The organism is Variovorax sp. PDC80, assembly GCF_900115375.1.
In the GTDB taxonomy this organism is placed as follows: domain Bacteria; phylum Pseudomonadota; class Gammaproteobacteria; order Burkholderiales; family Burkholderiaceae_C; genus Variovorax.
On sequence record NZ_FOWG01000012.1, the window covers coordinates 295,659 to 322,491 of the forward strand.

At 67.9% G+C, this 26,833-nt stretch carries 22 protein-coding genes; 10 read left to right on the plus strand and 12 right to left on the minus strand.

Features of this window, described 5'->3' with window-relative positions; genetic code table 11:
- Window positions 1–48: 48 nt before the first annotated feature.
- The 5 genes from BM109_RS30975 to BM109_RS30995 all read right to left on the minus strand — a co-directional run bounded on the left by BM109_RS30975 (window position 49) and on the right by BM109_RS30995 (window position 4,241).
- Complete coding sequence (locus BM109_RS30975; protein WP_093351602.1) at window positions 49–1,011, minus strand: tripartite tricarboxylate transporter substrate-binding protein; 963 nt, start codon at window positions 1,009–1,011, stop codon at window positions 49–51.
- A 53-nt stretch (window positions 1,012–1,064) separates the two neighbouring features.
- Window positions 1,065–2,267: a M20 aminoacylase family protein gene (locus BM109_RS30980; RefSeq protein WP_093351605.1), complete on the minus strand. Its 1,203-nt coding sequence runs from the start codon at window positions 2,265–2,267 to the stop codon at window positions 1,065–1,067.
- A gap of 103 nt (window positions 2,268–2,370) precedes the next feature.
- Entirely contained in the window at window positions 2,371–3,234 is an 864-nt protein-coding gene (locus BM109_RS30985; RefSeq protein ID WP_093351607.1) for a pirin family protein, read from the minus strand.
- Window positions 3,231–3,818, minus strand: coding sequence for an NADPH-dependent FMN reductase (locus BM109_RS30990; protein ID WP_093351610.1), 588 nt, complete (start codon window positions 3,816–3,818; stop codon window positions 3,231–3,233). The genes BM109_RS30985 and BM109_RS30990 overlap by 4 nt, the downstream gene beginning before the upstream one ends.
- Before the next feature lie 36 nt (window positions 3,819–3,854).
- A complete protein-coding gene (locus BM109_RS30995) occupies window positions 3,855–4,241 on the minus strand; it encodes a DoxX family protein (protein ID WP_093351612.1) in 387 nt (128 codons plus the stop codon).
- Window positions 4,242–4,327: 86 nt separating this feature from the next.
- Between BM109_RS30995 and BM109_RS31000 the strand changes: the two genes are divergently transcribed.
- Window positions 4,328–5,254, plus strand: coding sequence for a LysR family transcriptional regulator (locus BM109_RS31000; RefSeq protein ID WP_093351615.1), 927 nt, complete (start codon window positions 4,328–4,330; stop codon window positions 5,252–5,254).
- A 37-nt stretch (window positions 5,255–5,291) separates the two neighbouring features.
- Entirely contained in the window at window positions 5,292–5,768 is a 477-nt protein-coding gene (locus BM109_RS31005) for an FKBP-type peptidyl-prolyl cis-trans isomerase (protein WP_093351617.1), read from the plus strand.
- Window positions 5,769–5,798: 30 nt separating this feature from the next.
- On the opposite strand, the gene BM109_RS31010 is transcribed toward BM109_RS31005, so the two are convergent.
- Window positions 5,799–7,400, minus strand: coding sequence for a CYTH and CHAD domain-containing protein (locus tag BM109_RS31010; RefSeq protein ID WP_093351620.1), 1,602 nt, complete (start codon window positions 7,398–7,400; stop codon window positions 5,799–5,801).
- Window positions 7,401–7,622: 222 nt separating this feature from the next.
- Between BM109_RS31010 and BM109_RS31015 the strand changes: the two genes are divergently transcribed.
- Together BM109_RS31015 and BM109_RS31020 are read left to right on the plus strand one after the other, a co-directional pair.
- A complete protein-coding gene (locus tag BM109_RS31015) occupies window positions 7,623–8,039 on the plus strand; it encodes a VOC family protein (RefSeq protein WP_093351622.1) in 417 nt (138 codons plus the stop codon).
- 20 nt (window positions 8,040–8,059) lie between these two features.
- Window positions 8,060–9,259 (plus strand): pirin family protein, encoded by a 1,200-nt coding sequence (locus BM109_RS31020; protein ID WP_371268910.1) that lies wholly within the window; start codon window positions 8,060–8,062, stop codon window positions 9,257–9,259.
- Between the two features lie 4 nt (window positions 9,260–9,263).
- Here the strand turns inward: BM109_RS31020 and BM109_RS31025 are convergent, their stop codons facing one another.
- Both BM109_RS31025 and BM109_RS31030 read right to left on the minus strand, forming a co-directional pair.
- Window positions 9,264–9,554, minus strand: a complete 291-nt coding sequence (locus tag BM109_RS31025) for a YciI family protein (protein WP_057593253.1) — start codon at window positions 9,552–9,554, stop codon at window positions 9,264–9,266.
- 108 nt (window positions 9,555–9,662) lie between these two features.
- Window positions 9,663–10,991, minus strand: coding sequence for an Nramp family divalent metal transporter (locus BM109_RS31030; RefSeq protein ID WP_093351627.1), 1,329 nt, complete (start codon window positions 10,989–10,991; stop codon window positions 9,663–9,665).
- A 139-nt stretch (window positions 10,992–11,130) separates the two neighbouring features.
- On the opposite strand from BM109_RS31030, the gene BM109_RS31035 reads away from it, so the two are divergent.
- The 3 genes from BM109_RS31035 to BM109_RS31045 all read left to right on the plus strand — a co-directional run bounded on the left by BM109_RS31035 (window position 11,131) and on the right by BM109_RS31045 (window position 12,793).
- Window positions 11,131–11,439, plus strand: coding sequence for a putative quinol monooxygenase (locus tag BM109_RS31035; RefSeq protein WP_057593255.1), 309 nt, complete (start codon window positions 11,131–11,133; stop codon window positions 11,437–11,439).
- Between the two features lie 125 nt (window positions 11,440–11,564).
- Complete coding sequence (locus tag BM109_RS31040) at window positions 11,565–12,164, plus strand: hypothetical protein (RefSeq protein WP_093351630.1); 600 nt, start codon at window positions 11,565–11,567, stop codon at window positions 12,162–12,164.
- Between the two features lie 23 nt (window positions 12,165–12,187).
- The gene (locus BM109_RS31045; RefSeq protein ID WP_093351632.1) at window positions 12,188–12,793 is read left to right on the plus strand and encodes a hypothetical protein; all 606 of its coding nucleotides are present in this window, start codon (window positions 12,188–12,190) and stop codon (window positions 12,791–12,793) included.
- Window positions 12,794–12,857: 64 nt separating this feature from the next.
- On the opposite strand, the gene gap is transcribed toward BM109_RS31045, so the two are convergent.
- Together gap and BM109_RS31055 are read right to left on the minus strand one after the other, a co-directional pair.
- A complete protein-coding gene (gene gap / locus BM109_RS31050) occupies window positions 12,858–13,859 on the minus strand; it encodes a type I glyceraldehyde-3-phosphate dehydrogenase (RefSeq protein WP_093351635.1) in 1,002 nt (333 codons plus the stop codon).
- A gap of 59 nt (window positions 13,860–13,918) precedes the next feature.
- Window positions 13,919–16,021: a transketolase family protein gene (locus BM109_RS31055; protein WP_093351637.1), complete on the minus strand. Its 2,103-nt coding sequence runs from the start codon at window positions 16,019–16,021 to the stop codon at window positions 13,919–13,921.
- Window positions 16,022–16,193: 172 nt separating this feature from the next.
- Here BM109_RS31055 and speD point away from each other — a divergent pair, with 172 nt between their 5' ends.
- The 3 genes from speD to BM109_RS31070 are packed head-to-tail and all read left to right on the plus strand — an operon-like array spanning window position 16,194 to window position 18,751.
- The gene (gene speD / locus BM109_RS31060; protein WP_093351640.1) at window positions 16,194–16,580 is read left to right on the plus strand and encodes an adenosylmethionine decarboxylase; all 387 of its coding nucleotides are present in this window, start codon (window positions 16,194–16,196) and stop codon (window positions 16,578–16,580) included.
- A 29-nt stretch (window positions 16,581–16,609) separates the two neighbouring features.
- Window positions 16,610–17,323: a nucleotidyltransferase family protein gene (locus BM109_RS31065; RefSeq protein ID WP_093351687.1), complete on the plus strand. Its 714-nt coding sequence runs from the start codon at window positions 16,610–16,612 to the stop codon at window positions 17,321–17,323.
- Between the two features lie 30 nt (window positions 17,324–17,353).
- Window positions 17,354–18,751, plus strand: a complete 1,398-nt coding sequence (locus BM109_RS31070) for an aminopeptidase P N-terminal domain-containing protein (protein WP_093351642.1) — start codon at window positions 17,354–17,356, stop codon at window positions 18,749–18,751.
- 217 nt (window positions 18,752–18,968) lie between these two features.
- Here the strand turns inward: BM109_RS31070 and BM109_RS31075 are convergent, their stop codons facing one another.
- Together BM109_RS31075 and BM109_RS31080 are read right to left on the minus strand one after the other, a co-directional pair.
- Window positions 18,969–19,256, minus strand: a complete 288-nt coding sequence (locus tag BM109_RS31075) for a hypothetical protein (protein ID WP_256222885.1) — start codon at window positions 19,254–19,256, stop codon at window positions 18,969–18,971.
- Complete coding sequence (locus tag BM109_RS31080; RefSeq protein ID WP_093351647.1) at window positions 19,256–26,818, minus strand: LysM peptidoglycan-binding domain-containing protein; 7,563 nt, start codon at window positions 26,816–26,818, stop codon at window positions 19,256–19,258. The genes BM109_RS31075 and BM109_RS31080 overlap by 1 nt, the downstream gene beginning before the upstream one ends.
- Window positions 26,819–26,833 lie beyond the last annotated feature (15 nt).

The following is a 26,833-nucleotide window of genomic DNA, read 5'->3' on the forward strand; positions in this document are numbered from 1 at the left end:
GGTTTTGGCTTATTTTTACCTTTTATCTGCCAAAGCTTGTATTCGCCGTCAATCGACCTTCGCCCCCGAGGCCTTCACCACCGCCCCCATCGCATCCCAGTCGGCGCGCAGCAGCTTCTGGAATTCCTCGGCGCTCTGGCTGCGCGGCTCCACGCCCAGCCGCGTGAAGCGTTCCTGGATCGCCGGGTCGGCGATCACCTTGTTGACGGCCGCGTTGAGCCGCTCGACCTCGGCCTTGGGCGTGGCCGCCGGCGCGAGCAGGCCGATCCACGAATCGAAGGCATAGCCGGGCAGGCCGCTCTCGGCCACGGTCGGCAGCTTCGGCAGGAAGGGGCTGCGCGACTGGCCGGTCGAGGCCAGCAGCTTCATGCGCGGATCGCTCTGGAAGCCCATCACGCCGATGCTCGACGAGATCACCGCCTGCACCCGGCCCGCGAGCACCTCGTTGACCGCCTCGCCGGTGGACTTGGTCGGGATGTGCGTCATCTGCAGCCCGGCCTTGGCGAGGAACGAGGCCATCGCGAGGTGCGTGGCGCTGCCGTTGCCGGCCGAGGCGTAGTTGTACTTGCCGGGGTTGGCCTTGACCTCCTTGATGAAGTCGGCCGTGGTCGCCACGTTCATGCCGCTGGCCACCGCGAGCACGTAGCCCGCGTTGCCGATGTTGGCCACGCCCACGAAGTCCTTGAGCGGGTCGTAGGGCAGCTTGCTGTAGAGGAAGCCCGCGATGTTGTGGCTCGCGGCCGCGAGCACCAGCGTGTTGCCGTCGGCCGGCGCCTTGGCCGCGATCGCCGCGCCCACGGTGCCGCCCGCGCCCGCGCGGTTCTCGACGATGGCGCTCGCATTGAGCGCCGCGCCGAGCTCGTTGTTGAAGGCGCGCGCCACGGTGTCCTGCACCGCGCCGGTGCCGAAGGGCACGACGATGTGGATCACGCGCTGCTGCGCCGCCGCGGGCAGTACGGCCGCAGCGAAGGCCAGGGCAAGGAGCGAGCGTCGGGCGAACGGGGTGGTCATCGGTGGGGCCGCTTTCGTCGGGTTGGGAGAAAAGAAGAAGTCCGCGTGGACGCTCAGCGCCCCGGCGCGAGCCAGCGCTGCGCCAGCCGCACGAAGTAGCTCGCGCCGATCGGGATGATCTCGTCGTTGAAGTCGAACGAGCTGTTGTGGATGATGCAAGGCCCGGGCCCGTGGCCGTCGAGGCGGTGGTCGCCGTCGCCATTGCCGAGGAAGGCATAGCAGCCGGGCCGCGCCAGCAGCATGTGGGCGAAGTCCTCGGCGCCCATCACCGCCGGGAAGTCGGTGGTGACCATGTCGTCGCCCACCACCTCGCGCATCACGCCGGCCGCGAAGCGCGCCTCGGCCGGATGGTTCACCGTCGGTGGCGAGGAGCGGTTGAAGAACACCTCGGCCGTGCAGCCGTGCGCCGCCGCCACGCCCGCGGCCACCTCGCGCAGCCGGGCCTCGAGCAGGTCGATGGCCTCGATCGAGAAGGTGCGGATGGTGCCGCCGACCGTGGCCTCGTCGGGAATGATGTTGGGCGCGTCCGAGCCGCGCAGCTGCGTGACCGCGAGCAGCGCGCGCTCGGTGCTCGGGATGGTGCGCGCGACGATGGTCTGCAGCTGCTGCGCGAGGTTGACCACCGCCGCCACCGGGTCGATGCCGGTGTGCGGCATCGAGGCATGCGTGCCACGCCCGTGCAGCGTGATGCGGTAGGTGTTGCTCGAGGCCATGAGCGCGCCCTCGTTGAGCGCGAAGCGGCCCACGTCGCCGACCGGGAAGTTGTGCAGGCCGAAGACCGCGTCGCACGGGAAACGCTCGAACAGGCCCTCGTCGATCATCTTCTTGGCACCGGCCTTGCCCATCTCCTCCGCGGGCTGGAAGATGAAATGCACCGTGCCGTCGAAGTCGTCCGGGCCCTGCTGCGACAGGTGCCAGGCGGCGGCCAGCAGCATGGTGGTGTGGCCGTCGTGGCCGCAGGCATGCATGCGGCCCGCGTGGCGCGACTTGTGGGCGAACTCGTTGGCCTCGTGCAGCGGCAGCGCGTCCATGTCGGCGCGCAGGCCGATGGTGCGCGCGCCCGTGCCCTTGCGCAGCACGCCGACCAGGCCGGTGCCCGCGATGCCGCGGTGCACCTCGATGCCCCATTCGGCGAGCAGGCCCGCGACCTTCTCGGAGGTGCGGTGTTCCTCGAAGCCGAGTTCGGGGTGGGCGTGGATGTCGCGCCGGATATCGACGAAGCGGGCGACGTCGGCGAAGGAATCAACGATGTTCATGGGGGGCGGCTGGCTGAATCGTTCTGGAAGCGAACGATTCTGGCGCAGCCGCCCGGCGCGCGCATGCTCGATTACGCGGCTCGTCGGAGCCGCGCTTCCTGCGCTATGCGGCCCGGCCGAGCCGGCCCTCCTGCCGCAGTTTCGCGCCGATGCGACGGATCTCGGCCTCGCCCTGGTCCAGCGTCACGCGGCTGGTGTGCACCGAGTAGTGGCCCATCACGAGCTCATGCGGATGCTTGACCGCCGAGCCCAGCACGAAGGAGGTGTCGCCCCGAGCCACCAGCTCGATGGCCTCGCCCGACTCCTCGAACACCGCGAGTTCGCCGTCGCCGATCGGGCCGCCGGCCTCGTCACCCGCATCGAGCCGGCCGCTCTCCACCGCGAGCCAGCCCACCGTGTGGCCGGCCGGCGGCGTGTAGCGCCAGTGCTCGCCGTCCTTCAGTTGCACCGCGAGGTAGTTGATCGGCGCGGGCGCCGGGATCGCGCTGCGCGCCGCGCCGTAGCTGCCGAGCAGCACGCGCGCCGGGCCTTCGCGCGGCACCTGCGAGGGCGCGAGGTAGATGCTCTGCGCGGGCGCGTTCTCTTCCGATGCGGGCAGCGCCACCCAGAGCTGGAAGCCGCGCACGCGCTGCACGCCCGGCGCCGGCGCGCCCGTGTGCCACACGCCATTGCCCGCGCGCATCCATTCGACGCCGCCGCCGCGCAGCACGCCCTGTTCGCCGGTCGTGTCCTCGTAGAGCGTGTCGCCCTCGATCAGCCAGGTCAGCGTGGCGATGCCCGAGTGCGGATGCATGCCGAAGCCGCGGTGGCCGCCTTCGGTGTCGAAGCCGAACAGGTCGAGAAAGACGAAGGGCTTGAGGAACTCGCCGAGGTCGCCCGGGCTCACGAGCCGCGCGATCGGGCCGTGCTTCATGCCGCGCGTGCGGTAGACGATGGCGCGGGTTCGTGTCGCGACTTCGGCGGTCATACGGCCTCCCTCGCGGTCTTCAGTGCCTTGGTCCACCACGCGAGGTCGTCGAGCATGCCGCCCGCGGCCTGCGCGAGGTGCGGGAAGTCCTCGAAGCTCTTGCCCTGCTGCCAGATGCCGAGGAACTCGACCATGCCGATGTGCACCGCGTTGCGCACCGGCGCCATCTGCATCTCGACCGCGATCAGCCGCAGCTGCTCGATCGCGCGCGCCGCGCCCACGCCGCCGTAGCCCACGAAGCCGATCGGCTTGCGCACGAACTCCTTGTAGGCCCAGTCGATCGCGTTCTTCAGCACCGCGCTCGGGCCGTGGTTGTACTCGGGCGTGACCACGACGAGGCCGTCGAAGCTGGCCAGCTTCGCCTGCCAGCGCTGCGCGGCCTCGTTCTTCACCGGGCCCCAGGCCGGCGCGCCGGCTTCGTCGAAGAAGGGCAGCGGATGGTCGCGCAGGTCGACCAGTTCGAAGGCGAGGTCGGTGCGCTGCTTCGCGATCTCGTGGATCCAGTGCGCGGGCTTCTCGCCGAAGCGGCCTTCGCGGGTCGAGCCGATGACGATGCCGATGAGGGGTTTTTGCTGTTGGGTCATGGGGTACTCCTGAATGGGGTGGGGGACAAAGAGGGATCAGCGCGCGATGGCGGCCGGCCGCGGCACAGGCCGCAGCCGCCACGCCACGAAGGCCGAGAGCAGCGTGAGAACGATGGCCGGCGCGGGGTTGCCGCCGATCAGCACGAGGTGCGTGGCCACGGCGCAGACCATGGTCGCGGCCAGCAGCAGGCCGCCGAAAAAACCGGTCGCGGGCACGAGCAGCAGCAATGCGCCGCCGACCTCGACCACGCCCGTCATGTAGCGGAACCACTGGCCGAAGCCGATGGCGTCGAACACCTGGACCATCTGCGGCACGCCGGCCAGCTTGGCGGCGCCGGCCGCGCCGAAAGCCAGCGCCAGGAGGATGCGAACGCCCCAGACGATGCGGCGCTGGAGGGGAGAAAGAGAGGACGAGGAAGTCATGGGTACAAGGTTAGGGTCGCACCCATTGATCGACTAGACGGTAGAGTCGGATTTCACTCGTCCATTCTTGGAAGGAATCGAATCCCATGCTCGACCTCAACGACATCGCCATGTTCGTGCAGGTGGTGCGCCATGGCAGCTTTGCCGAAGCCGCCCGGCGCCTCGGGCTGCCGCCCAACACCGTGAGCCGGCGCATCCAGCAGCTCGAGGCGCAACTGGGCACGCGGCTGATGCAGCGCTCGACCCGCAAGCTGACGCTGACCAGCGCGGGCCAGGCTTTTCACGAGCGCTGCGCGGGCGCGGTCGATGGACTGGTCGAGGCCGGGCAGGAACTGATCACCGGCAGCCACGCGCCCAGCGGCCTGGTGCGTGTGGCGGCGACCGCGGATTTCTTCGATTTCTTCCCGATGGAATGGGTGGCCGACTTCCTGGCCGCGAATCCGCTGGTGCGGGTCGACTTCGTGCTGAGCGATGCCAAGGCCGACCTGATCGCCGAACAAATCGACGTCGCCTTCCGCGGTGGCGCGCAGCCCGATTCGGGCTACGTCGGCCGCAAGCTGTTGGGCCCGCGCACCGACGGCCTGGTGGCGAGCCCCGCCTACATCGCCGCGCACGGCGCCCCGGCCACGCTGCAGGACCTGGCGCAGCACGACTGCGTGACCGCGGCGCATCCCAGCGGCCGCGCGACCTGGCGGCTGGCCGGGCCGGACGGCGAAGAAGAAGTGCAGGTCACGGGCCGCTTCAGCGGCAACACCGCGCAGGCGCTGCGCCGGGCGGCCGTGGCCGGCCTGGGCATCGCGCTGCTGCCGCCCTCGATGGGCCGGCTCGACGTGGCGGCCGGCCGGCTCATGCCGGTGTTGCCGCGGTACCAGCGCACGGGGCAGGGGCTGACCGTGCTGTACCCGAGCCGCAAGCACCTGCCGCTCGCGGTATCGGCCTTCATCGCGATGGTGACGCAGAAGCTGAGCACCGAAGAAACGCTGCCCGAGGCCTTCCGCTCATGGAAGACCTAGCTGCTACGGCCCATCGGTTTGCACGGAAAATGGCCCGATGAAAATCGCAAAAGACACCGTCGTCACCCTCAAGTACAAAGTCGCCGACGCCCAGGGCAAGCTGATCGAAGCCAGCCCCGAGCCCATGGCCTACCTGCATGGCGGCTACGAGAACACGCTGCCCAAGATCGAGGAAGCGCTCGACGGCCAGGAGAAGGGCTACCAGACCACCCTGAACCTAGCGCCCGAGGACGCCTTCGGCCAGCGCGACGAGACGCTGGTGCGCAGCATTCCCAAGACCGACTTCCCGCCCGGCGTGAAGGTGGGCGGCCAGCTGCAGGGCCGCCTCGACGACGGCCGCGAGCACGTGTTCACCGTGATGAAGATCAAGGGCCCGGTCGTGCTGCTCGACGGCAACCATCCGTGGGCCGGCAAGGCGCTGCGCTTCAGCCTGACCGTGACGGACGTGCGCGAGGCGCTGCCGGTGGAGATCGAGCATCGCCACGTGCACGGGGCGCACGGCCACCACCACTGACATCGGACGCGCTCGCTCGCGCGCCCCGCGTCAGGACTTGCCGCGGCCCTTCTTCCAGAACCGCGGCGCGCCCTCGATCTTTTCCAGCGCCTCCCGGCAGGCCGCCGCGCCCGCCGCGTGCCGCGCGCTGAACCAGCCCACCGCGAACCAGGCGCGCGCATCGTGCGCGGTGGCTTCGCGGTACAGGGCCATCGCGACGGCCTCGTCGTTGAACTCGCCCAATGCGTCCTGCGCGGGACGCAACCGCTTCAGGTAGCGCTCGGCGGCGCTCTTGTCGTCGCTCTTCTTCTCGTCCCGGGTCTCGAACAGCGGCGCCGCGAATTCGGCGAGGTAGCGCAGGCGCTTGAGGCGCTTGCGCACGCGGTGCTGGCTGTCGGTGTCCAGCGATTCGAAGCGGCCGCCATCGCGCAGGGCCTGCTCGTGCAGGCGTTGCAGGCGCTTGCGCAGGAAGCGGCGGGCGTCGTCGGAGTCCAGCGGCGTGACGGGCGGCGGCGCGCCCTCCGCGGCCGGTTCGGGTGCCGGGGCCTCGGTCGCGGTGAAGCCGATCAAGGCCACCAGCACCGCCTGGAACGCGGGCGCACGCACGGCCTCGCCGGACGAGAGCTTCGTAGCGTCCGTGCCGGCCGCCTCGCCGGCCAGCGGATCCACCTCGGGCGCCCCGGCCTCGCGCAGCTTCGGCTGCGCGATCTTCGCCACCTGCTCGCGGTCGCGCAGCGCGCCGAGCGCGCGGAAGCAGTCGACCAGCGCCGGCTCCCAGCCCGCGCGGTCGAAGGCGCCAGTGGGGTCGAGCCCCTCGAGTTCGCGCAGGGCCGTGCGCAGGCGCCGGATGCCGATGCGCAATTGATGGACCTGTTCCTCGTCGTCGCTGCCCGCGGCCACTTCGGTGGCATTCGGCAGGATCTGCGCGAGGCAGTTCGCGACCACGGCGCGCTGGATCGCGCGGCCATCGGGCGCGCTCGCGAAGCGCGGCGGCTCGGCCTTGACGGCGAGCACCACGTCGAGCCCCGCGAGCAGGCGCGCGCCGCGCTCGGCCTTCGAAATGGTGCTGAACCACAGCCCGTGCTGCTGCGACCAGCGCTGCGCGAGCGCGACCAGCCCCGGCACGCTGCCGCGCTTGAGTTCGAGCTCGAGCTCGCAGACCGGCGATTCGCGCTGTTCGGGCGTGCCGGCATGCGCGACCACCTTGCCGACATCGAGCGCCAACTCAGCGACGACGCCACCGGGCCCGGTGCTGCGCACGTCGCGCGTGAGTCGCACGATGTCGGTGGACTGGCGCTCGACCAGCGCCGCGGGCTGCCCATCCTCGCCCGCGAGCGCCTGCGCCAGCCGTTCGCCGACCGGCGTGCCCTGGTGGCGCTGCGGATCGATGCCCGGCGAGGCGCCCGCGGTGCCGAGGTCGACGTTGTGTTCGAGCCGGTGCAGCGCGTTGTCGCCGGTGGCTTTCACCGTCTGCACCCAGCGCCGGCCCTCCTTGCGCAGCCGCAGCACGATGCCCTGCGCGGCCAGCCGCTCGTCGGCGGTGTCGAAATAGCGCGCCTGCAGCCGCGTGCGCACCACGGCACCGCGGCGCAGCGCGGCGTCGACGGCCTTCAGGCGGTCGGTGGGGATGTGGAACTTGAATTCGATTTCCATGAGCCGGCCATGATGCACCCTGCGCGCCGCGGCGCCACCCATCGGCGCACGGCGCGCGCGGGCATCGGGGCGGGCCGCCGGGGGCCGGAAGCGTCTTCTTGCAAATTGATGTGGACACCGTCCATTTTGTTTTGCATAATTTGTGGACGCTGTACACAACAACCCGTCCAGCGCCCCGAAGCCCCCTTTTTCGTTCTCTTCTTTCGACGCACAGGAAACACCATGGCCACCAAGCAGATCTTCGTGAACCTCCCCGTCAAGGACCTCGACAAGTCCAAGGCTTTCTTCAACGCGCTGGGCTACAACTTCAACCCGCAGTTCACCGACGCCAATGCCGCCTGCATGGTGGTGCAGGAAGGCAGCATCCACGCGATGCTGCTGGTCGAGTCCTTCTTCAAGACCTTCACCGACAAGGCGATCGCCGACACCCGCACCAGCACCGAAGTGCTGCTGTGCCTCTCGTGCGAGAGCCGCGCCGAGGTCGACGAGCTGGTGGCCAAGGCGGTCGCCGCCGGCGGCACCACGCCGCGCGCGCCGCAGGACCTCGGCTTCATGTACGGCCATGGCTTCCAGGACCTCGACGGCCACCTCTGGGAACTCGTGTTCATGGACCCGAACGCGCAGATGCCGCAGCAATAAGGGCGGCAGGCGGTCCGGCGATGCCCATCGTTCCATCCGCGAGCCGCACTGTCGCGCGCACGCGCCCTTCCGATGGGCGCAAGCGCCCCGACATGGGGGCCAAGGACGCCGCGCCATCGACGGCGTCCGATCCCGAAAGGAAGGCCGACGTGCCCACCGCCACCGCCAGCTACAACCCCATCGTGGGGATCAAGCCCCTGGGCTTCCCGTGGGAGACGGTCGACCCGTTCCTGTTCTGCGTCTACCACGACGACGCCTATCCGCGCGCCAATGCGCAGATGGGCCCCGAGGCCTCGCTCGCGGGCCGCGACATCGGCCAGGACTTCAGCCGCAAGGACGGCTGGAGCATGTACCACGGTGAGACCGTGCCGGGCTTTCCCTCGCATCCGCACCGCGGCTTCGAGACCGTGACCATCGTGCGCAAGGGCCTGATCGACCATTCCGATTCGCTGGGCGCCACCGCGCGCTTCGGCGGCGGCGACGTGCAGTGGCTCACGGCCGGCAAGGGCATCGTGCATTCGGAGATGTTCCCGCTGCTCGACGCCAACGCGGCGAATCCGCTCGAGCTGTTCCAGATCTGGCTGAACCTGCCGGCCGCCAGCAAGATGGCCGAGCCGCATTTCACGATGTTCTGGTCGGAAGCAATCCCGCGCCTGGTGGTCGAGTCGCCGCGCGGCGGCCGCACCGAGATCGCGGTGATCGCGGGCCAGCTCGGCAACGCGGCCGAGGCCGGCGCGCCCGCGCCCATCGATCCGCTGGCACCGCCGCCCGATTCGTGGGCCGCGCGCACCGAGGCCGACGTGGCGATCTGGACCCTGCGCATGACGCCCGGCGCCGACTGGACGCTGCCGGCCGCCAGCGGCGCAGGCACGCGGCGCATGCTGTACTTCTTCAAGGGTGCGCAGGCGCGCATCGCGGGCCGCGAGGTGCAGGGGCCGGCGGCCATCGAGCTGCATGCCGGCACCGCGGTCGAGATCGTCAACGGCGACGCCGACACGGCCGAGTTCCTGCTGCTGCAGGGCCGCCCGATCGCCGAGCCGGTGGTGCAGTACGGGCCCTTCGTGATGAACACGCAGGCCGAGATCAGCCAGACCCTGGCCGACTACCGCCGCACGCAGTTCGGCGGCTGGCCCTGGGACGACGGGGCGCCGGTGCATGGCCGCGACCCGGCGCGCTTCGCGCGGCACCCGGGCGGACGCGAGGACAAGCCGGCCCCCTGAAGACTCAGAAGGTCTTGAGCATCTCGGCGCCCAGCGCCGTCATGCTCGGCACGAACTCGATCACCTCGGCGCGCGCCACTTCGCCCTGCACGAAGGGGTCGCGCGCCAGCACGGCCTCGAGCGCGGCGCGGTCGCCCGAGCGCGCGATGATCACGCCGCCGCGGCGCGGCACCTGGCGGCCAGAGGCGATGAACAGCCCGCTCTCGTAATGCTTTCGCAGCCACACCATGTGCGCGTCGATCAGCGCGTCGACCTCCTCGAGGGGGCGGATGTAGGTGAGGGTCACGATGAACATGCGCGGGGCTTCCTGGGTGATGCGACGGGCCCGATGCTAGGGCCTTCGCATGACCGCCCGAAGCCGCGCCGGGTAACCGGATGCAAATCCGCGACCGACGGTCGACGCTCAGCCGATGCCCAGCACCACCGACGCCACCAGCCACACGTTGGCCGCGCTGATCACCGCGAACAGCAGCCAGGCCAGCGACTTCACCACCGGCCCGTTCGCGAAGCCGCCCATCAGCGCCCGGTCGCTCGTGAAGCGGATCAGCGGCCACATCGCGAACGGCAGCTGGAAGCTCAGCACCACCTGGCTCAGCACCAGCATCTTGCCCACGCCGCCATCGCCGAACCACCACACGCCGACGAAGGCCGGCACCAGCGCCAGCGCGCGCGTGATCAGGCGCCGCTGCCAGCACGGGATCTTCAGGTCGAGAAAGCCTTCCATGATGATCTGGCCCGCGATGGTGCCGGTGAAGGTCGAGCTCTGGCCCGAGGCCAGCAGCGCCACGCCGAACAGCGTGGCCGCCAGCGCGCTGCCCACCACCGGCTCGATCAGCCGGTAGGCATCGTCGATCTCGGTCACCGCCGTGTGGCCGGTGCCGTGGAAGGCGCTGGCCGCGAGCACCATGATGGCCGCGTTGACCAGCAGCGCGAGCGACAGCGAGACCACCGCGTCGAGCGTGCAGAAGCGCACCGCCTCGCGCCGCGCGGGCTCGGTCGGCGCCACCAGCCGGGTCTGCACGATCGACGAATGCAGGTAGAGGTTGTGCGGCATCACGGTCGCGCCCACGATGCCGATCGCGAGGTAGAGCGCGCCCGGCTGGTGCAGCCGCTCGAGCATCGGCACGAAGCCGACCGCCACGCCGAACCAGTTGGGCGGCGCCATCGCGAGCTCGACGACGAAGCAGGCCGCGATGGTGCCGACCAGGCCGAGCACGATCGCCTCCACGCGCCGGAAGCCCGCGCCCTGCAGGCCCAGCACCAGCAGGGTGTCGAAGGCGGTGATGAGGATGCCCACCGGGATCGAGACGCCGAACAGCAGGTGCAGCGCGAGCGCGCTGCCGAGCACCTCGGCCAGGTCGCAGGCCACGATGGCCAGCTCGGCGCCGAGCCAGAGGAAGCGGTTGACGCGCGGCGAATAGCGCTCGCGGCAGGCGCGCGCCAGGTCCTTCTGCGCGATCAGCCCGAGCCGCACGCACAAGGTCTGCAGCAGCATCGCCGCGAGGCTCGCGAGCAGCACCACGAACAGCAGGCCGTAGCCGAAGCGCGAGCCGGCCTCGATGTCGGTGGCCCAGTTGCCCGGGTCCATGTAGCCCACCGACACCAGCAGCCCCGGACCCGCATAGCGCAGCAGCTTGCGGCCGAAGGACAGCTCCTGCGGCACCGCGACACTGCCTTTCACCTCGGACGGACAGAAGGGCGCGGTGGCGGTGCGGGGCAGCGGGAAGAACATGCGCGCGATGATAGGGACAAGCCCTCGGCCTTGTCGCCCAGCGGACCACCCTATCCGGCAGGCCCGCGCGGAATCTCTTAGATTCGAAGGCTCGCGGCCGCACCGGCCCGTTCTTCCCATCCCCAGGAGACCCTCGCCCATGATCCACGTCGTCGCCGTCATCACCGCCAAGCCGGGCCAGCGCGCCGCGCTGCTCGCCGCCTTCGCCGAGAACCGTGCCGCGGTGCTGGCCGAGAAGGGCTGCATCGAATACGGCGCCACCATCGATGCGCAGGGCATCCCGCCCTCGAAGGCCAGCTTCGGCGCCGACACCTTCGTCGTGATCGAGAAGTGGGAGACGCTGGCCGACCTGCAGGCCCATGCGGTCGCGCCGCACATGAAGGCCCATGGCGAGAAGACCAAGGCACTGGTCGAGAGCAAGCTGATCCACGTGCTCGAACCGGTCTGAGGCCGCGCGCCCGACGGGCGCTTCTTTCTCCTTCGCCGCCTACCCCTTTCCGTTGTATTCGTGCGCACGGGATGCTGCTACCTTTGCCGGCAGCCGTTCAACGACACAGAGAGGGGACCACGGACATGGCGATCTTCCGTTCGCAAGGCCTGCGCCGCTGCGCGCGCGCCACCGCGGTGCCCGCCGCGCTGGCCGCGCTCGTGCTGCTGGCCAGCGGCTGCGCGCCGCTGATGGCGCCGCCCTATGCGGCCGACTACGAGGCGCTCGACCGCCTCGAGGCCACGCGCCCCGGCATGGTGGCGGTGGCACGCGCCCAGCCCACCGATCCCGAGGACAAGGTCAACAACGTGCGCATGCGCAGCACGCGCCTGGTCTCGCCCAACGGCAGCTTCGCGCTCTACCTCGAGGAAGCGATGCGGCGGGACCTGGCCGAGATCTCGGTGCTCGATCCGAAGGCGCCCACGCGCATCGCGGCGCGCATCCTGCTCAACGAGCTCGACCTCGGCGTGTTCAACGGCGGCGGCCGCATGGAGGTCGAGATCGTGGTCACGCGCGGCGACACGCAGCGGCTGCGCCGCACCTACCGCGGCGAGACCAAGTTCGAATCGGGCTATGGCGCCGCGGTGGCCGTGCCGGCCGGCCAGGCCGAGTACCCGCGCCTGGTGCGCGCGCTGCTGCGCCAGGTCTATGCCGACCCGCAGTTCGTGGCGGCGATCCGGCCATGACGACAACGACACGAGGCGCCGCCATGTCCCTGTTCTCTTTGTCCTGCACGCGCGCCGCCGGCATCGCCGCCCTCGCCTTCGGCGCGCTGCTGCTCGCGGCCTGCACCCATCCGATCACCATGGTCACGGACCCGGCGCCACCGCGTTCGCTGCAGCACCTGGTGCAGAAGAAAGTGGCCTACGTGATGACCGACGCCCAGCGCGACACCCAGGTGGTCACGCCCGGCGGCAGCGGCGACAAGGTCAGCTACTTCCCCTACCGCGACCTCGAGAAGCCGGTGCGCGATGCGCTGCGCTCCGTCTACCGCGACGTGGTGGTGCTGCGCACCGCGAACGACGTGAAGGCCAACCAGGCGGCCGGCATCGCGCTGGTGTTCACGCCGAAGATCACGACCGACTCGAGCTCCAGCTCGCTGCTGGCCTGGCCGCCGACCTCCTTCACCGCCGAGGTGCAGTGCGTGGTCACCGATGCCGCGGGCGCCGAAGTCACGCGGGTGCGCGCGGTTGGCAACGGCACGGCCGAGTTCGGCGAATACAAGGGCGACTTCGGCCTGGCCGCGCGCCGCGCCGCGGCGCGCATGGCGGGGCAGCTCGCGAGCGAGATACGGCGCAACGAGAAGCTGCGCTGAAGCAGCGCCCCCCAAAGAAAAAACGCGCTCCGGGGAGCGCGTTCTTCCTGGCGGGTTCGAAGGCTTACTTCGAGACGACCTTCACCATCTCGAGGCACTTGTTCGAGTAGCCCCATTCGTTGTCGTACCAGCTCACGAGCTTCACGAAGGTGCCGTCGAGCGCGATGCCGGCTTCGGCGTCGAAGATCGAGGTGCGCGGGTCGCCGCGGAAGTCGGTGGCCACCACCTTGTCTTCCGTGTAGCCCAGCACGCCCTTGAGCGCGCCTTCGCTCTGCGCCTTCATCTCGGCGCAGATTTCCTTGTACGTGGCTTCCTTCACCAGCTCGACCGTCAGGTCGACCACCGACACGTCGGAGGTCGGCACGCGGAAGCTCATGCCCGTGAGCTTCTTGTTGAGCTCGGGGATCACCACGCCCACGGCCTTGGCCGCGCCCGTCGACGACGGGATGATGTTCTCGAGGATGCCGCGGCCGCCGCGCCAGTCCTTGTTGCTCGGGCCGTCCACGGTCTTCTGCGTGGCGGTGGCGGCGTGCACGGTGGTCATCAGGCCGCGCTTGATGCCCCACTTGTCGTTGAGCACCTTGGCCAGCGGGGCCAGGCAGTTGGTGGTGCAGCTGGCGTTGCTGATGATGGCCTCGCCGGCGTACTTCTTGTCGTTCACGCCGTAGACGAACATCGGCGTGTCGTCCTTCGACGGGGCCGAGAGAATCACCTTCTTGGCACCCGCGTCGATGTGCTTCTGCGCCGTTTCCTTCGTGAGGAACAGGCCGGTCGACTCGAGCACGATGTCGGCGCCGACCTCGTTCCACTTCAGTTGCGCGGGGTCGCGCTCCTGCGTCAGGCGGATCTTCTTGCCGTTCACGATCAGCGTGTTGCCCTCGACCGTGACCTCGCCCTTGAAGCGGCCGTGCACCGAGTCGTACTGCAGCATGTAGGCCAGGTAGTCGGGCTCGAGCAGGTCGTTGATGGCAACGATTTCGATCTCGTTCTTGAAGTTCTGCACGGCTGCGCGCAGCACGTTGCGGCCGATGCGGCCGAAGCCGTTGATACCGAGTTTGATAGCCATCTGACTTGCTCCTAAGGTTGAAAAACTTGTGATCGGACCGGAAGAGGGGCGCGCGGCGCTCAGTCGCGCAGGGCCGCTTCGACCGTGGCGGCGACGTTCTCGGCCGTGAAACCGAAGTGCTTGAACAGCACCGGCGCGGGCGCCGATTCGCCATACGTGTCGATGCCGACGACAGCGGCGCAGCCGTACTTCCACCAGCCGTCGGTGCAGCCCATCTCGACCGCGACGCGCGGCAGCTTCTTCGGCAGCACGGCCTTCTTGTAGGCCAGGTCCTGGCGGTCGAAGGTGGTGGTCGAGGGCATCGACACCACGCGCACCGCGATCTTCTTCTCGGCCAGCAGCTTCTGCGCGGCCAGCGCGAGCTGCACTTCGGAACCGGTGGCGATCAGGACCGCCGCGGTCTTCTTGTTCTTCAGGCCGACGTTCTCGGGCTCGGACAGCACGTAGGCGCCGCGGCTGATGTCGCCGAGTTCGCTCTTCGCCGCATAGGCGATGTTCTGGCGGCTCAGCAGCAGCGCGGTCGGGCGCGCCTGGTTCTGCAGCGCCACGGCCCAGGCCACGGCGGTCTCGGCCGTGTCGCCTGGACGCCAGACGTCGAGGTTGGGGATCAGGCGCAGCGAGGCGGCATGCTCGATCGACTGGTGCGTCGGGCCGTCTTCGCCGAGGCCGATGGAATCGTGCGTGAACACGTGGATCACGCGGTGCTTCATCAGCGCGGCCATACGGATCGCGTTGCGGCTGTAGTCGCTGAAGGTCAGGAAGGTGCCGCCGTAGGGGATGTAGCCGCCATGCAGCGCCACGCCGTTCATGATCGCGGCCATGCCGAACTCGCGCACACCGTAGTTGATGTGGCGGCCGATGGTGCCGTGCGGGGCTTCGGCCGGCGCTTCGGACTTGGCTTCGTCTTCCGCGCCGGGCTTGGCCTCGACCGCCGGCACGTTCATGACCACGGCGCCGGTCTTCGGATCGAAGCGCAGCGCGGCGGTGCTCTTGGTGTTGGTGAGGTTCGAGCCGGTCAGGTCGGCGCTGCCGCCGAGCATTTCGGGCAGCGCGGCGGTGAACGATTCCAGCGCGAGCTGGCTGGCCTTGCGGCTGGCCACGGTCTCGGCCTTGGTGTGGGCGGCCACCACGGTGTCGAACGCGACCTGGTGGAATTCCTTGGGCAGCTCGCCCTTCATGCGGCGCGTGAACTCGCCGGCCAGCTCGGGGTAGGCGACGGCGTAGGCGGCGAAGCGCTCGTTCCAGTCGGTCTCGAGGCGGTGGCCTTCGTCCTTGTGGTTCCAGTCGGCATAGACCTCGGTCGGGATCTCGAAGGCCGGTGCGGTCCAGCCCAGGGCTTCGCGCGTGAGCTTGATCTCTTCGGCGCCGAGCGCCTCGCCGTGCGCCTTGGCGGTGCCGGCGCGGTTCGGGCTGCCCTTGCCGATGGTGGTCTTGCAGACGATCAGCGTGGGGCGCGACTCTTCCTTCTTCGCCTTGGCGATGGCCTTCGACACTTCCTTGGCGTCGTTGCCGTCGATCGGCCCGATGACGTTCCAGCCGTAGGCCTTGAAGCGTTCCTCGGTGTTGTCGATGAACCAGGGCTTGACCTGGCCGTCGATGCTGATGCCGTTGTCGTCGTACAGCGCGATCAGCTTGTTGAGGTGCCAGGCGCCGGCCAGCGCGCAGGCTTCGTGGCTGATGCCTTCCATCATGCAGCCGTCGCCCAGGAAGGCGTAGGTGTGGTGGTCGACGATGTCGTGGCTCTTGCGGTTGAACTCGGCGGCCAGCAGCTTCTCGGCCAGCGCGAAGCCCACGGCATTGGTGATGCCCTGGCCCAGCGGGCCGGTGGTGGTTTCCACGCCGGGGGTCACGTCGACCTCGGGGTGGCCCGCGGTCTTGCTGTGCAGCTGGCGGAAGTTCTTGAGTTCGTCGATCGGCAGGTCGTAGCCGGTCAGGTGCAGCACCGCGTACAGCAGCATCGAGGCGTGGCCGTTCGACAGCACGAAGCGGTCGCGGTCGAACCAGTGCGGGTTGGCGGGGTTGTAGCGCAGGTGCTCGCCCCACAGCGCGACGGCCATGTCGGCCATCCCCATCGGTGCGCCCGGATGTCCGGAATTGGCTTGTTGAACGGCATCCATAGCCAACGCGCGGATCGCGTTGGCCATCAGGGCTTGGTTGGCCATGGGCAGGGAACTTTCGGGGGAGTTGGGTGGGAGGGACTCGGGAGAACCCGCGATTTTACCGGGCGAGCCCGAACCGGCACCGACAGCCTGCTGACACCCCTCTGCGCTTATTTTGCGCAGCCGGCCGGACCCGCGTTTTCCCTCATGGGCGATGTACTAAAGTCGCGGACATATGCACGGGCTGCACCTCACCGCCGACCTTCACGACTGCCAATGCGGCGCGCAGTGGCTCACCGACGGCGAGGCGCTCGGCGCCGTCTGCCTCAAGGCGGTGTCGGCCGCGGGGCTGCAGCCGGTGGGCAAGCTGGTCCACGGCTTCCCGGCAACCACGCACGGCCCGGGCGGCGTCACCGCCACCGTGCTGCTGGCCGAATCGCACCTGTGCCTGCACACCTGGCCCGAGCAGCGCGCCGTCACGCTCGACGTCTACGTCTGCAACTTCGGTGGCGACCACTCGGCCAAGGCGCATGCGCTGATGGACTGCCTGGTCTCGCTGTTCCGCCCGCGCCACAGCGAACGCAACGAGCTGCAACGCGGGCGCGTGGCGGCCAGCGCTTGAGCCGGGACGCGACGGTGGCGGCCAAGGCCATGGTGCTCGCGGCCGGTCGCGGCGAGCGCATGCGGCCGCTGACCGATGTCACCCCCAAGCCCCTGCTCGAGGTCCGAGGCAAGCCGCTGATGCAATGGCCGATGGAGGCGCTGGCGGCCGGCGGCTTCACCGAGCTGGTGCTCAACACGGCCTGGCTCGGCGACCGGATCTCCAGCCACTTCGGGCCGAAACCGTTGCTGGGCGGCCAGGTGGCGCTATCGATTTCATACTCCGACGAGGCCCGAGACTTCGGCGGCGCGCTCGAAACCGCCGGCGGCATCGTGCGTGCGCTGCCGCTGTTGGGCGATCCGTTCTGGGTCGCGGCGGGCGACGTGTTCGCGCCCGGCTTCGTCTTCACCCAGGCCGCGGTCGAGCGCTTCGTGGCGAGCGGCAAGCTCGCGCACCTGTGGCTGGTGCCCAATCCCGCGCACAACCCGAAGGGCGACTTCGGCCTCTCGGCCGAGGGCCTCGCGCTCAACACGCCGGACGGCCCGCGCCACACCTTCTCGACCATCGGCCTGTACCGCGCCGCACTGTTCGCGCGGCCCTACTGCGCCATCCCTTGCGGCAACCCCGGCGGCATCAAAGCCCCGCTGGCGCCGATCCTGCGTGCCGCGATGGACAATGGCCTGGTGAGCGCCGAGCTCTACACCGGCCCCTGGACCGACGTGGGAACGCCCGAGCGCCTCGCCGAACTCAACCGGCCTTCGTAGCCAGCCCGTCTCAGAGGAAGTCTCCACGCGATGACCACCACCGACACCAAGAAGATCTACGCCGAGCGCCGCGCTCGCCTCGCCTCGCAACTGGGCAAGGACGGCATCGCGATCATCCCGACCGCGCCCGAACGCCAGCGCAACCGCGACAGCGACTTCCTGTTCCGCCACGACAGCTACTTCTACTACCTGACCGGCTTCACCGAGCCCAATGCCTGGCTGGTGCTCGGCGGCGACGGCCGCGCCACGCTGTTCTGCGCGCCCAAGGACCTGGAGCGCGAGATCTGGGACGGCTACCGGCTCGGCCCCGACGCCGCGCCCGACGCGCTCGGCCTCGACGAGGCCTTCTCGGTCACCGAGCTCGATGCGAAGCTGCCCAAACTGCTCGAGAACCGCTCGGTCGTCTGGTATCCGTTCGCCACCCACAAGGGCCTCGAGACCCGCGTCGACGGCTGGCTGCAGTCGGTGCGCGCGCGCGTGCGCTACGGCGCGCTGTGCCCCGAGGAGCAGCGCGACCTGTGCGGCCCGCTCGACGAGATGCGCCTCGTGAAGGACGCGCACGAGCAGGACATCATGCGCCGCGCCGCCCAGATCAGCGCCCGCGCCCACATCCGCGCGATGCAGCTGTCGGCGCGCATGCTGCGCGAGGGCAAGGACGTGCGCGAGTACCACCTTGACGCCGAGCTGCTGCACGAGTTCCGCCTCGGCGGCTCGCAGTACCCGGCCTACGGTTCCATCGTCGCGGCCGGCGCCAACGCCTGCGTGTTGCATTACCGCGCCGATGCCGCGCCCGTGCGCGACGGCGAGCTGGTGCTGATCGACGCCGGCTGCGAGCTCGACGGCTACGCCAGCGACATCACGCGCACCTTTCCGGCCAACGGCAGGTTCACCGGCCCGCAGCGCGCGCTGTACGACCTCGTGCTCGCGAGCCAGGACGCCTCGGCCGCCGCCACCAAGGCCGGCAACCGCTTCAACGACCCGCACGACGCCGCCGTGCGCGTGCTCGCGCAGGGCATGCTCGACCTGGGCCTGCTCGACGCCAACAAGGTCGGCGGCCTCGACGACGTGATCGACAGCCGCGCCTACTTCCAGTTCTACATGCACCGCACCGGCCACTGGCTCGGCATGGACGTGCACGACTGCGGCAGCTACGTCGAGCCCACGCAGGTCGGCGAGGTCAGCGAGCGCAAGGACCCGCTGTCGAACGAGCTCATCAAGAACCGCCCGAGCCGCATCCTGCAGCCCGGCATGGTGCTCACGCTCGAACCCGGCATCTACGTGCGCCCGGCCGACGGCGTGCCCGAGCAGTTCCACAACATCGGCATCCGCACGGAAGACGACGCCATCGTCACGGCCACCGGCTGCGAACTCATTTCGCGCGGCGTGCCGGTGAAGGGGGACGAGATCGAGGCTTTGATGCGGGCCTGAGCGCCGCGCGAGTCACATAGATAGAAGCTCGAGATGTCAGCCGTGTATGTAACCCGGGGTGGTGAACTCAGCGAGTAAAAGCGCGGGAATAGTCGGAGACGCACCGCCACAAGCACGCTCGCCATCGTTGGCGTAATGATGCAAATCGCTGGCTTGGCTGCTGGACAAGCACGGGGCAAAGGCCGTGAAAGGATTCGCATGCGCGAACCATCGCACGCTATCTCAGCTTCTCCACATCCGAGTTGTAGATCGCCCAAGCAAGCTTTCTTCCCTTGTTCTTCTCGCCTCTGTCGAAGAACGAGAACATTTCTTGTAGCTGATCGTCGATAAGGTTCGCCTGCTGTACATCGCGCTTGATCTGAGGGCGGATCTGACTCCATAGATCCGTGAGGTCAGCCTTGTTGCTCTCGTAGTTTTGATACTCCGGCACCGCGTACTCATCGGGGGCCATCGTTGCACTGGTCAACGCCCCCGCAAAGTCTGCAAGACGGTCTTTGAGAGACATCACAAGCTCCTTCCACCAGGCCTAGGGGGCGGTGGCACCGCCGCACGAGGGATTACATATGAGCCGCCGAGAGCGGTTGGCCGCATTATCAGATAGCTCCCTGGCCGAATTTCGTTCCATTTCATGATCTGCTCGGTGTCCGCACTTTTGCGTGCAAGCGTGGTATCCGCATACAGATTCATCCCAAGGCGGTTGTCTGGAATGCCATAGCCGTTGACCAGAGCACTGCTGATTCGCCGGTTGATCGCCCAGAGCTTCGAGGTTCCGGTGTCATTGATTTCTTCTGCTCTTGCCATGGATCGCAGCGCGTCACGTACCTGCTTGTCGATGTAGTTGCCGAGCGTCCGGGCATAGTCGTCATTCTTGACAACCAGATCTCCGTTGGCGATGGCGTCTACACCGGATGCATAGGCCCGATCAATCGCTCGCTGTTGCGTATCCAGAACTCGCTTCTCAAACTCCTGCACCGTCATTCTTGATTTTCCCAGGCGCATGTCCCGATAGTCGTCACCCCAAGTCTCACGCAAGCGTTGATCACGCAAGAAATCGGTATAGCGGCCTCGAAGATCGTCCACCGTGCCTTGATAGTCCGGTACGTTATGTGCCACGCCATCGATGCCCGAGCTCCAACCCTCTCGATAGGTTGTCGGTACATCCTTGACACCGGCTTCAATCATGCGCTGGCGCATGTCTGCGATGCGGCTCTCGGCTGTCTTGCGATTGATCGTTCCAATGTCCTGCTGCAGTCCAGACAAATCGGGAAGTATCCCGACATCAGCTGCGATGTTCAGCGCCGCATCCCAATTTCCGTTCTGCACCATCTCGAAACCGCCGCTGCCGATACCGCCACGCGTGCCTCCACGTGGCGCGCTACGAGCACCCCCGCCGGTTTGGAGGAATCGCGCACCTTGCAGCGAGTCCTCGCGGGCTTCTTGAGCCTGAATGTCCCGTCGAACCCTACGCTCGACCTCCTGCGCGCTCATCGCAGACTCTCCGGCAAATCCGTCATCCATTGCCATCGAGTCCGCCTGCTCAGCCGCGTTGAATCGCCTTGCGATTGCAATGCCTTCGATACCTCTCGTCGATAGTCCCAAGGGATTTATGGCTGTGTTGCGTAGTACACGATCTTCTGCAAAAGTCCGCGCCGCAGAAACGCCGGACCACCGATCGTTGAGCGCGATGAACGCACCCAGCGGATCATCGCCGCCGCCTTGCTCATCGGTGGTTATTGCAATGGCGCTACCGCTGGAGCTCTGGCCGCCACGCGGATTTGGAGTCAGGGTATTCATGTGGCTGCTCGCCGCAATATCCCCAGCCAATTGGTCGCCCACTGTTATTGCAGAGCCTAGCGCGTCTCCGATAATTCCCGGTAGCGCCTTGCCAACGGCTCCTCCACGAACCGCCGCGCTCACGATACCAGCGGCCATGCGAGTCGCCAGATCCCCGCCAATCGCCCCCAAGGATTGGGTCAATGCCGGGTTCGCCCAAGCCGATACGTATCCCGATGCCGCACCGGCCGCGACACCTCGCCAATCGAAGCTCTTCTGCAAGCCAGTCGCAATACTTAGCCCCTGGCTGGCGATGTTGCCGATGGCCGATCGACTGGCGGCCGCCAAGTCTCCGCCCTTGCCCGCAAGCCAGGCGCCGCCACCTCCGCCGCTGAGCCAGCCACCGATGCCTGCAGTGACGCCCGCTTGCAGAGCCCCTTGCAATACGCCCTTCCAGCTGAACGAATCCTGTATTCCGAGGCCGATGCCGGTCACTTGGCCGGCAATGGATCCCACCGCGCCACCAATGGATGCGGCCGCGACACCAGCGCCAAAACCCACGCCAGCGCCTCCGACCATCGCCGAAGCTCCGAGCGACATCGTGGCTCCGAAACCGGTCGTGGCGGCCGCAGCGGATCCCGCCGGAGCAAGTGCAGTGGCCGCCGCGCCTGCGGTATAGATCGACGCCACCACGGCCACGATCGCCACGATGATCTGCCCAAACCCTCCGCACTTCTCCCCCTTCTGCGGCGGCGGCGCCGGATCGGGCAGCGTCGGGCTGGTATCGCCCATGGCGCGGCCCGGGTCGTAAGGCCTGAAGGTCTCGCTGGTGTTGTGAACGTTGGTGACCCGGTTAGGCACAGCGATCACGGTATTGGCCACCAGCGGCGCCGAAGGCTGTCCATCCAGGCCGTTGGCCTCGGCCAGCAGGTACCACAGCGTCGCATCGCCCCACAGCGAACGCGCGATGCTCGACAGCGTGTCGCCCGTGCGCACCGTGTAGCTGCCCGGCGCCGCCCCGGGGTAGCCCGCGTTGATCGGCTGGTAGTTCTCGTCGAAGTCAGCCGAGTTCGTGGGCGTGAACTTGCGGTACTTGTTGTCGGGACTCTCTAAGGCATTCGCGCTGCGCGCGAGCTGCTGGGCGTAGTCCTCGCGCTCGGTGCCGTCGTTGCCCACATTGCCCACGCGCTTGCCGTCGAAGTAGAAGTAGCGGTGATCGCGGCTCTTGGCTGCACCTGTCAGGTTCACGGCGCCGGTCTGCGGATTGACGGTGCCGCCGATCAGTTCCTGGCGCTGCAGCACCTGGCCTTCTGCGTCGGTCCAGTACGAGAAGCTGCGCGGCGTCGTGAGGTTGCGGTCGGTCGCCGTCTTGATGTGGCCGTTGACGTCGTAGCCGAACGCCGAATACCCAGGCGCCCAGAGCGTGGTGACGTCGGTGCTGTTCGGGGCGATGGTGATCGAGCTCTGCTTGGCACTGTCCCACCACTCGTAGGCATAGGCCGTGTTGAGCACGGTGATGCTGATGCCGTTGTTGGGCAGTCCGGGGGTCGGGTCGTACTTGTTGGTGACCGTGCTCGTGGTCGCTATCGTGCCGTCGCCCATGAGCCCGTACGTGGTCGTCGCCAGCGATGCCTTGGTCCCGCCCTGGGAGAAAGTGCTCTCCACTTCCTTGGTGAGCTGGTTGTCCTTGTTCCAGCTGCGGTCCTTTTGCACGTTGACGCTCTGGTCCGCGAACAGCTCCTCGTAGCGCGTGACCCGCCCTGCGAGGTCGTTGGTGCGGCGGCTGCGCAGCACGCCGTTGAGCTTCATCGTGGTCAGGTTGCCGGCGCCGTCGTAGTCGTAGTCTTCGCGGTGCCCGTCGTTGGCGTAGGTTGCTGCCTTGCGCTGGCCAGCGTTGTCGTACTCGATGGTCACGCCGTCGCCCGAGGTTCCGCGCACGATCTGCCCGCTGACCATCTGTCCCATGGTCACGGTGAAGCGGTTCATGCCGTCGTAGGCGTACCAGTACTCCTGGGTCTCCTTGCTGTTGTCGACGATGTTGGTGTAAGTGCTGAGCACCCGGCGGCGATTGCCGTTGGCGTCGTAGTCGTACTCGATGAGGTAGCGCGCGTCGTCGATCTTCTTGACGCGATTGAAGGCGTCGTACTCCACGCGCGACTGCTGGAACACCATGGCCACACCACTCGCGGTGGACTTGAAGCCCTCGAAGGTTCGGTTGCCGTTGTTGTCGTACTCGAAGGTGCTCTCGGTGGACACCCCGGCATCGATGACCTTGCGCAGGTAGCCGTTGTCGTAGTAGCTGTAGTTGATGTTCTGGCCCGAGGTGCCGGTCTGGGTGGCAATCAGGCCCGACCAGTTGTAGCCATAGGTGAACTGGTGTCCGCCCAGGTCCTGCTTCCACATCGTACGGCCGAAGACGTCGTTCTTGACCGTCTGCACCCGGCCGTTGGCGTCGGTGGTCGTGTTCACCCAGCCGCCGGTGTTCACCCCACCGGCCGAGCCGATCGTGTTGTCGTAGGTGTAGCCGTAGTTGACGGTCGCGCCCTCGGCCGAGATGTAGCGCGTGACGCGCCCTTGGCTGTCGTAGTAGGTGCGCTCCTTGAAGCTCAGCGCATTGCCATGCGCGATGCGCTGGCCGAGGATATCGTAGGCATAGGTATCGTAGGCACGCGAGCCATCGAGGTTGACGGGCCGATCTACGCGCTCGAGGCGGTTGTTGAGGTCGTACTTGTTGGTCGTGACGCGCCCGATCTCGTCGGTGACGGTGATCAGGTTGCCGAAGATGTCGTAGGTCTTGCGCACGGCGATCGCGCTGCCAGCCGCGGCGCCCGGATGCCACTCGGCCACGGTCTGGCCCGCGGCATCGATCTCGAGCGTGCTCAGGTAGCCATTGGCATCGCGCTTGCCCACGAGCTGGCCGTTGAGGTTGTAGCCATAGTGCTCGGCCGGTCGCACCATCTGCTTCTGGCCGCTGGCCGACGTGACTTCCACCATCGGACCGATCTTGTCGACCAGCAGGCCCAGAGTGTTGTAGCGCAGGTCGGTGACGTTCTCCTTGCCGTCCTTCTCCATGACGACATGATCGAAGGCATCGTAGTCCTGGCGCCGCTGGATCACCCAGGTGCCGTTGACGACCTGATCGCCGGGCAGATTCGGGATGCCCCAGTGCACGTTGACGTTGGAACCATCGTTGCTGCTGTCGCTGTCGGGCCGGAAATAGCCCTCCCCGTTGCCGATCACCGCGCCCGCGGCGTTGTACACGTCGTAGATGAACTCGTATTCCTTGGCCGGGTCCAGGTTGTTGGCGGTGGCATCCCACTTGAAGATCGCGTTGACACTGCCGCGCGTGGCCGTCGCCTCGACGAAGTCCTGCGTGGTGGCGCCCTTGGGGCGATAGCGCAGCTTGAGCGTCTTGCCCTCGGGCAGGCCCGGATCGAAGGTCAGCACCTGGTGCTTGATGCTGCCGGTCAGCGAGGCCTTGGTGCCATTGCTGACCGCGCCGATGGTCACGTTGCCGGTGGCATCGGTCAGGATGAAGCCGTCGGCATCGCGCGCTACGAAGTGCACGGCGTAGCTGTAGAGGCTGGCCGGGTCGGTGACCAGGTTCCTCGCATCCCAGACCCATTCGGCCTTGCCGGCCTGGCGAGTGAGGCTCACGGAGCCGGCGGGCTTGCCGCCCGCGGTGAGCGGCTGGTACTCGACGGTCAGCGTCTGTGCCGCCAGCGGCACGTCGCGGAACGTGACGCTCGAGGGCAGGCTGCCGAGTACGCGCATGTCGTAGAGCGAGGAACGCGCATCCATGGTGCCCACGAGCGTGTCCATCACCGCGCCATGCCTGTCGAGCATGTCGATGATGACGTCGTTGGCACCCGTGCCCAGCGCGACGTCGAAGCGGCCGTTGGCCCCCGCGACCGGCCAGTACAGTGCCTCCGAGTACGCACCCTGGCTGCCTTGCGGCCGCTGCCGCACGCGGATCGCGGCGGGGCTGGTGCCGGAAAGCTGCAGGCCCGTGAAGTGAGCCACGTTGTCGGCGGTGAAGACGGGCTTGGCCGCGGCCACGGATGCCGTTGCCTGCTGCGTCGACGGGTTCCACTGGATCGAATCCCGGCGCACCACCTTGCCGTCGGCCTGGGTCACGACGACCAGCAGTTCGGTCGGCCCGCTCAGACTCTCGAGCCGGGTCAGATACCAGCCATCGACCGAGGTGCCGTTGAGGCTCGAGCCGCCCTGGCCGGCCTTGAACTTGGGCAACGACTCCGAGAACGGTCCGCTCGAGCCCGCTGGCCGGTGATACACCTGGATCGTGTCGCTGTCGCGTGCCTCGCCCGCGGTCAGGCGCATGAAGGTGCCGCTGAGCCCCTGGCTCTGCGTGGGCTGCGGTGCCGTGCGAACCGCTCCGGTGGACACGACGATGTCCATGCCGCTGCTCTGCGCGGTGGCGACGACCCGGATCGGGATCAACTGGCTGTAGGCCACGCCGCGATCGAGCACCAGGCTGAAGGGCAATTGCCCCATCATGATGTTGATGTCTGCGTTGCGCGGATGCACGGTCACGGGCCAGGTCGTCACCCGGCCCAGGTAGTTGGGAACGCCACCCACCTCGACGCGCCAGGTCACGGCGCCGTAGATGCTCTCGATGTTCGAGCCCGGGCTGCCGGCCGAGCCGAGCACGATATCGGTCACGCCGACGACCGTGCTGCTGGCGTTGTTCCTGCCGCCGGCGCCACCGAACTCCCCGTTGGTGATGGGACGGATGTTGCCGCCGCTCATCGGCATGCCCAGCACGGCGACCTGGCCCGTGGCCGAGGTATCGCTCGGCGCCTGGATCGAGGTGGTGCCCGCCAGCGGGGAAGCCACGGCGAGGTCGAGCCCGCCGTACTGGCCCGACTCCACGTTGATGGCGGTGGCGAACATCTTGAGGTTCGGCCGCGACGCATCCATCTTGGGCTGCATCACGCTCACGGCGCGGTTGCGCTTGTCGTAGGACGTGATGGTGATCAGGATGTCCGGATCGGGCCGGCTGCCATCGCCGGCCATCTGGTCCCAGGTCATCGCGCGCAGGTTCACGCGCTGCGATTGCAGCAGCAGCGTGGCATTGCCCGCCATGTCGTACATCCAGGCCTTGTTCACCCCTTCCTGCGAGTTGGTGCGCCACAGGCGCCCGGCCTTGTCGTAGTCGTAGTACTCCTGTGCGGCGCCACCGCTGTTGCCGCTGCCGGTGCGCTTGCTCGCGAGTTGGCCGTAAGCGTTGTAGCCCAGGGTCACCGTCTTGCTGATGTCGTAGACCGGCGCATTGGCCGCGTTGCGCGTGCCCGTGAAGCGCGTGGTCTCCCGATTGGCCGCGTCGTAGGCGATGCTCACGATCTCCTTGGACACCGTGCCGTCGGCATCCAGCCGGTCCACCATCTGCGCGGTGGTGTTGCCGTTGCCATCGCGCCCGTAGGTGAAGGTCTCGTTCTTGGCCGTCACCATCGAGGTGCGCACACCCGTGGCGTCGTAGCCGTAGCGCACGATCTCGTCGTCGCTCTCCACCGCGTTGTCGGTGCCACGACGGATCTCGCGGCGCACGTTGTTCAACCCGTCGTATTCGTACTCGGTGGTCTGACGCAAGGATGCACTGGTGCCTGCGCCCGTGTTGGTCGTGGCTGTGGGCTTGCGCTCGCTCAGCAGCCGGCCCAGCCGGTCGTAAGCAAGATCGGTGCGTTGGCTCAGCGCATCGATGGACGAGGTACGGTTGCCCATGGCGTCATAGCCATAGCGCTTGATCGCGGCCAGTGTGCCTTCGATGAGCGCACCATTGCTGGCGTTCACGCTGCCGTAGGCCACCGCCAGGCGCGACTCGCTGAGCATGCGGCCATTGCGGTCGTAGGTGTAGTCGGTGATCTGGTCGTCCGCGTTCGACTGGAACTTCGCGAGCACGTCGGTCATCGGTGTGCTCTCGCTCATGCTGCCCAGGTCGATGCCCTTGGCGAAGCGGGTCTCGCGGAACACCCCACCGTTGGCGTCGCGCTCCCAGCGCACGCCGTAGCCCGTCGCATCGACCTCGAGCACCTTCTGGCCCAGCTTGTCGTACCAGGTGCGGGTGGCCGCGTTCCTGCCGTTCTCCTGGCGCACGACATTGCCGTTGGCGTCGTAGCCGCTGCGCTGGACCAGATCGCGTCGGCCCATGTTGTATTGGGCAGTAGCCGCGTTGTATTCACCGAACTCCACCTGCGCGATGGTGCTGCTGGTCACCCGGTTGTTGGCATCGACCTGGTAGGTGGTGGTGCGCACGTTGGCGGCGTTGAGCGGCACGGGCAGCGCGTCACC

What these genes read in the sequence shown, in the direction of transcription:
- BM109_RS31065 (WP_093351687.1), top strand. Translation starts at nt 16,610, where the DNA reads ATGGTGCTCGCGGCCGGTCGCGGCGAGCGCATGCGGCCGCTGACCGAT.
- BM109_RS31030 (WP_093351627.1), bottom strand. Translation starts at nt 10,991, where the DNA reads ATGTTCTTCCCGCTGCCCCGCACCGCCACCGCGCCCTTCTGTCCGTCC.
- BM109_RS31055 (WP_093351637.1), bottom strand. Translation starts at nt 16,021, where the DNA reads ATGGCCAACCAAGCCCTGATGGCCAACGCGATCCGCGCGTTGGCTATG.
- BM109_RS31025 (WP_057593253.1), bottom strand. Translation starts at nt 9,554, where the DNA reads ATGTTCATCGTGACCCTCACCTACATCCGCCCCCTCGAGGAGGTCGAC.
- BM109_RS31000 (WP_093351615.1), top strand. Translation starts at nt 4,328, where the DNA reads ATGCTCGACCTCAACGACATCGCCATGTTCGTGCAGGTGGTGCGCCAT.
- BM109_RS31020 (WP_371268910.1), top strand. Translation starts at nt 8,060, where the DNA reads ATGCCCATCGTTCCATCCGCGAGCCGCACTGTCGCGCGCACGCGCCCT.
- BM109_RS30995 (WP_093351612.1), bottom strand. Translation starts at nt 4,241, where the DNA reads ATGACTTCCTCGTCCTCTCTTTCTCCCCTCCAGCGCCGCATCGTCTGG.
- BM109_RS30990 (WP_093351610.1), bottom strand. Translation starts at nt 3,818, where the DNA reads ATGACCCAACAGCAAAAACCCCTCATCGGCATCGTCATCGGCTCGACC.
- BM109_RS31010 (WP_093351620.1), bottom strand. Translation starts at nt 7,400, where the DNA reads ATGGAAATCGAATTCAAGTTCCACATCCCCACCGACCGCCTGAAGGCC.
- BM109_RS31075 (WP_256222885.1), bottom strand. Translation starts at nt 19,256, where the DNA reads ATGTCTCTCAAAGACCGTCTTGCAGACTTTGCGGGGGCGTTGACCAGT.
- BM109_RS30975 (WP_093351602.1), bottom strand. Translation starts at nt 1,011, where the DNA reads ATGACCACCCCGTTCGCCCGACGCTCGCTCCTTGCCCTGGCCTTCGCT.
- BM109_RS31005 (WP_093351617.1), top strand. Translation starts at nt 5,292, where the DNA reads ATGAAAATCGCAAAAGACACCGTCGTCACCCTCAAGTACAAAGTCGCC.
- BM109_RS31070 (WP_093351642.1), top strand. Translation starts at nt 17,354, where the DNA reads ATGACCACCACCGACACCAAGAAGATCTACGCCGAGCGCCGCGCTCGC.
- gap (WP_093351635.1), bottom strand. Translation starts at nt 13,859, where the DNA reads ATGGCTATCAAACTCGGTATCAACGGCTTCGGCCGCATCGGCCGCAAC.
- BM109_RS31045 (WP_093351632.1), top strand. Translation starts at nt 12,188, where the DNA reads ATGTCCCTGTTCTCTTTGTCCTGCACGCGCGCCGCCGGCATCGCCGCC.
- speD (WP_093351640.1), top strand. Translation starts at nt 16,194, where the DNA reads ATGCACGGGCTGCACCTCACCGCCGACCTTCACGACTGCCAATGCGGC.
- BM109_RS30985 (WP_093351607.1), bottom strand. Translation starts at nt 3,234, where the DNA reads ATGACCGCCGAAGTCGCGACACGAACCCGCGCCATCGTCTACCGCACG.
- BM109_RS30980 (WP_093351605.1), bottom strand. Translation starts at nt 2,267, where the DNA reads ATGAACATCGTTGATTCCTTCGCCGACGTCGCCCGCTTCGTCGATATC.
- BM109_RS31040 (WP_093351630.1), top strand. Translation starts at nt 11,565, where the DNA reads ATGGCGATCTTCCGTTCGCAAGGCCTGCGCCGCTGCGCGCGCGCCACC.
- BM109_RS31035 (WP_057593255.1), top strand. Translation starts at nt 11,131, where the DNA reads ATGATCCACGTCGTCGCCGTCATCACCGCCAAGCCGGGCCAGCGCGCC.
- BM109_RS31015 (WP_093351622.1), top strand. Translation starts at nt 7,623, where the DNA reads ATGGCCACCAAGCAGATCTTCGTGAACCTCCCCGTCAAGGACCTCGAC.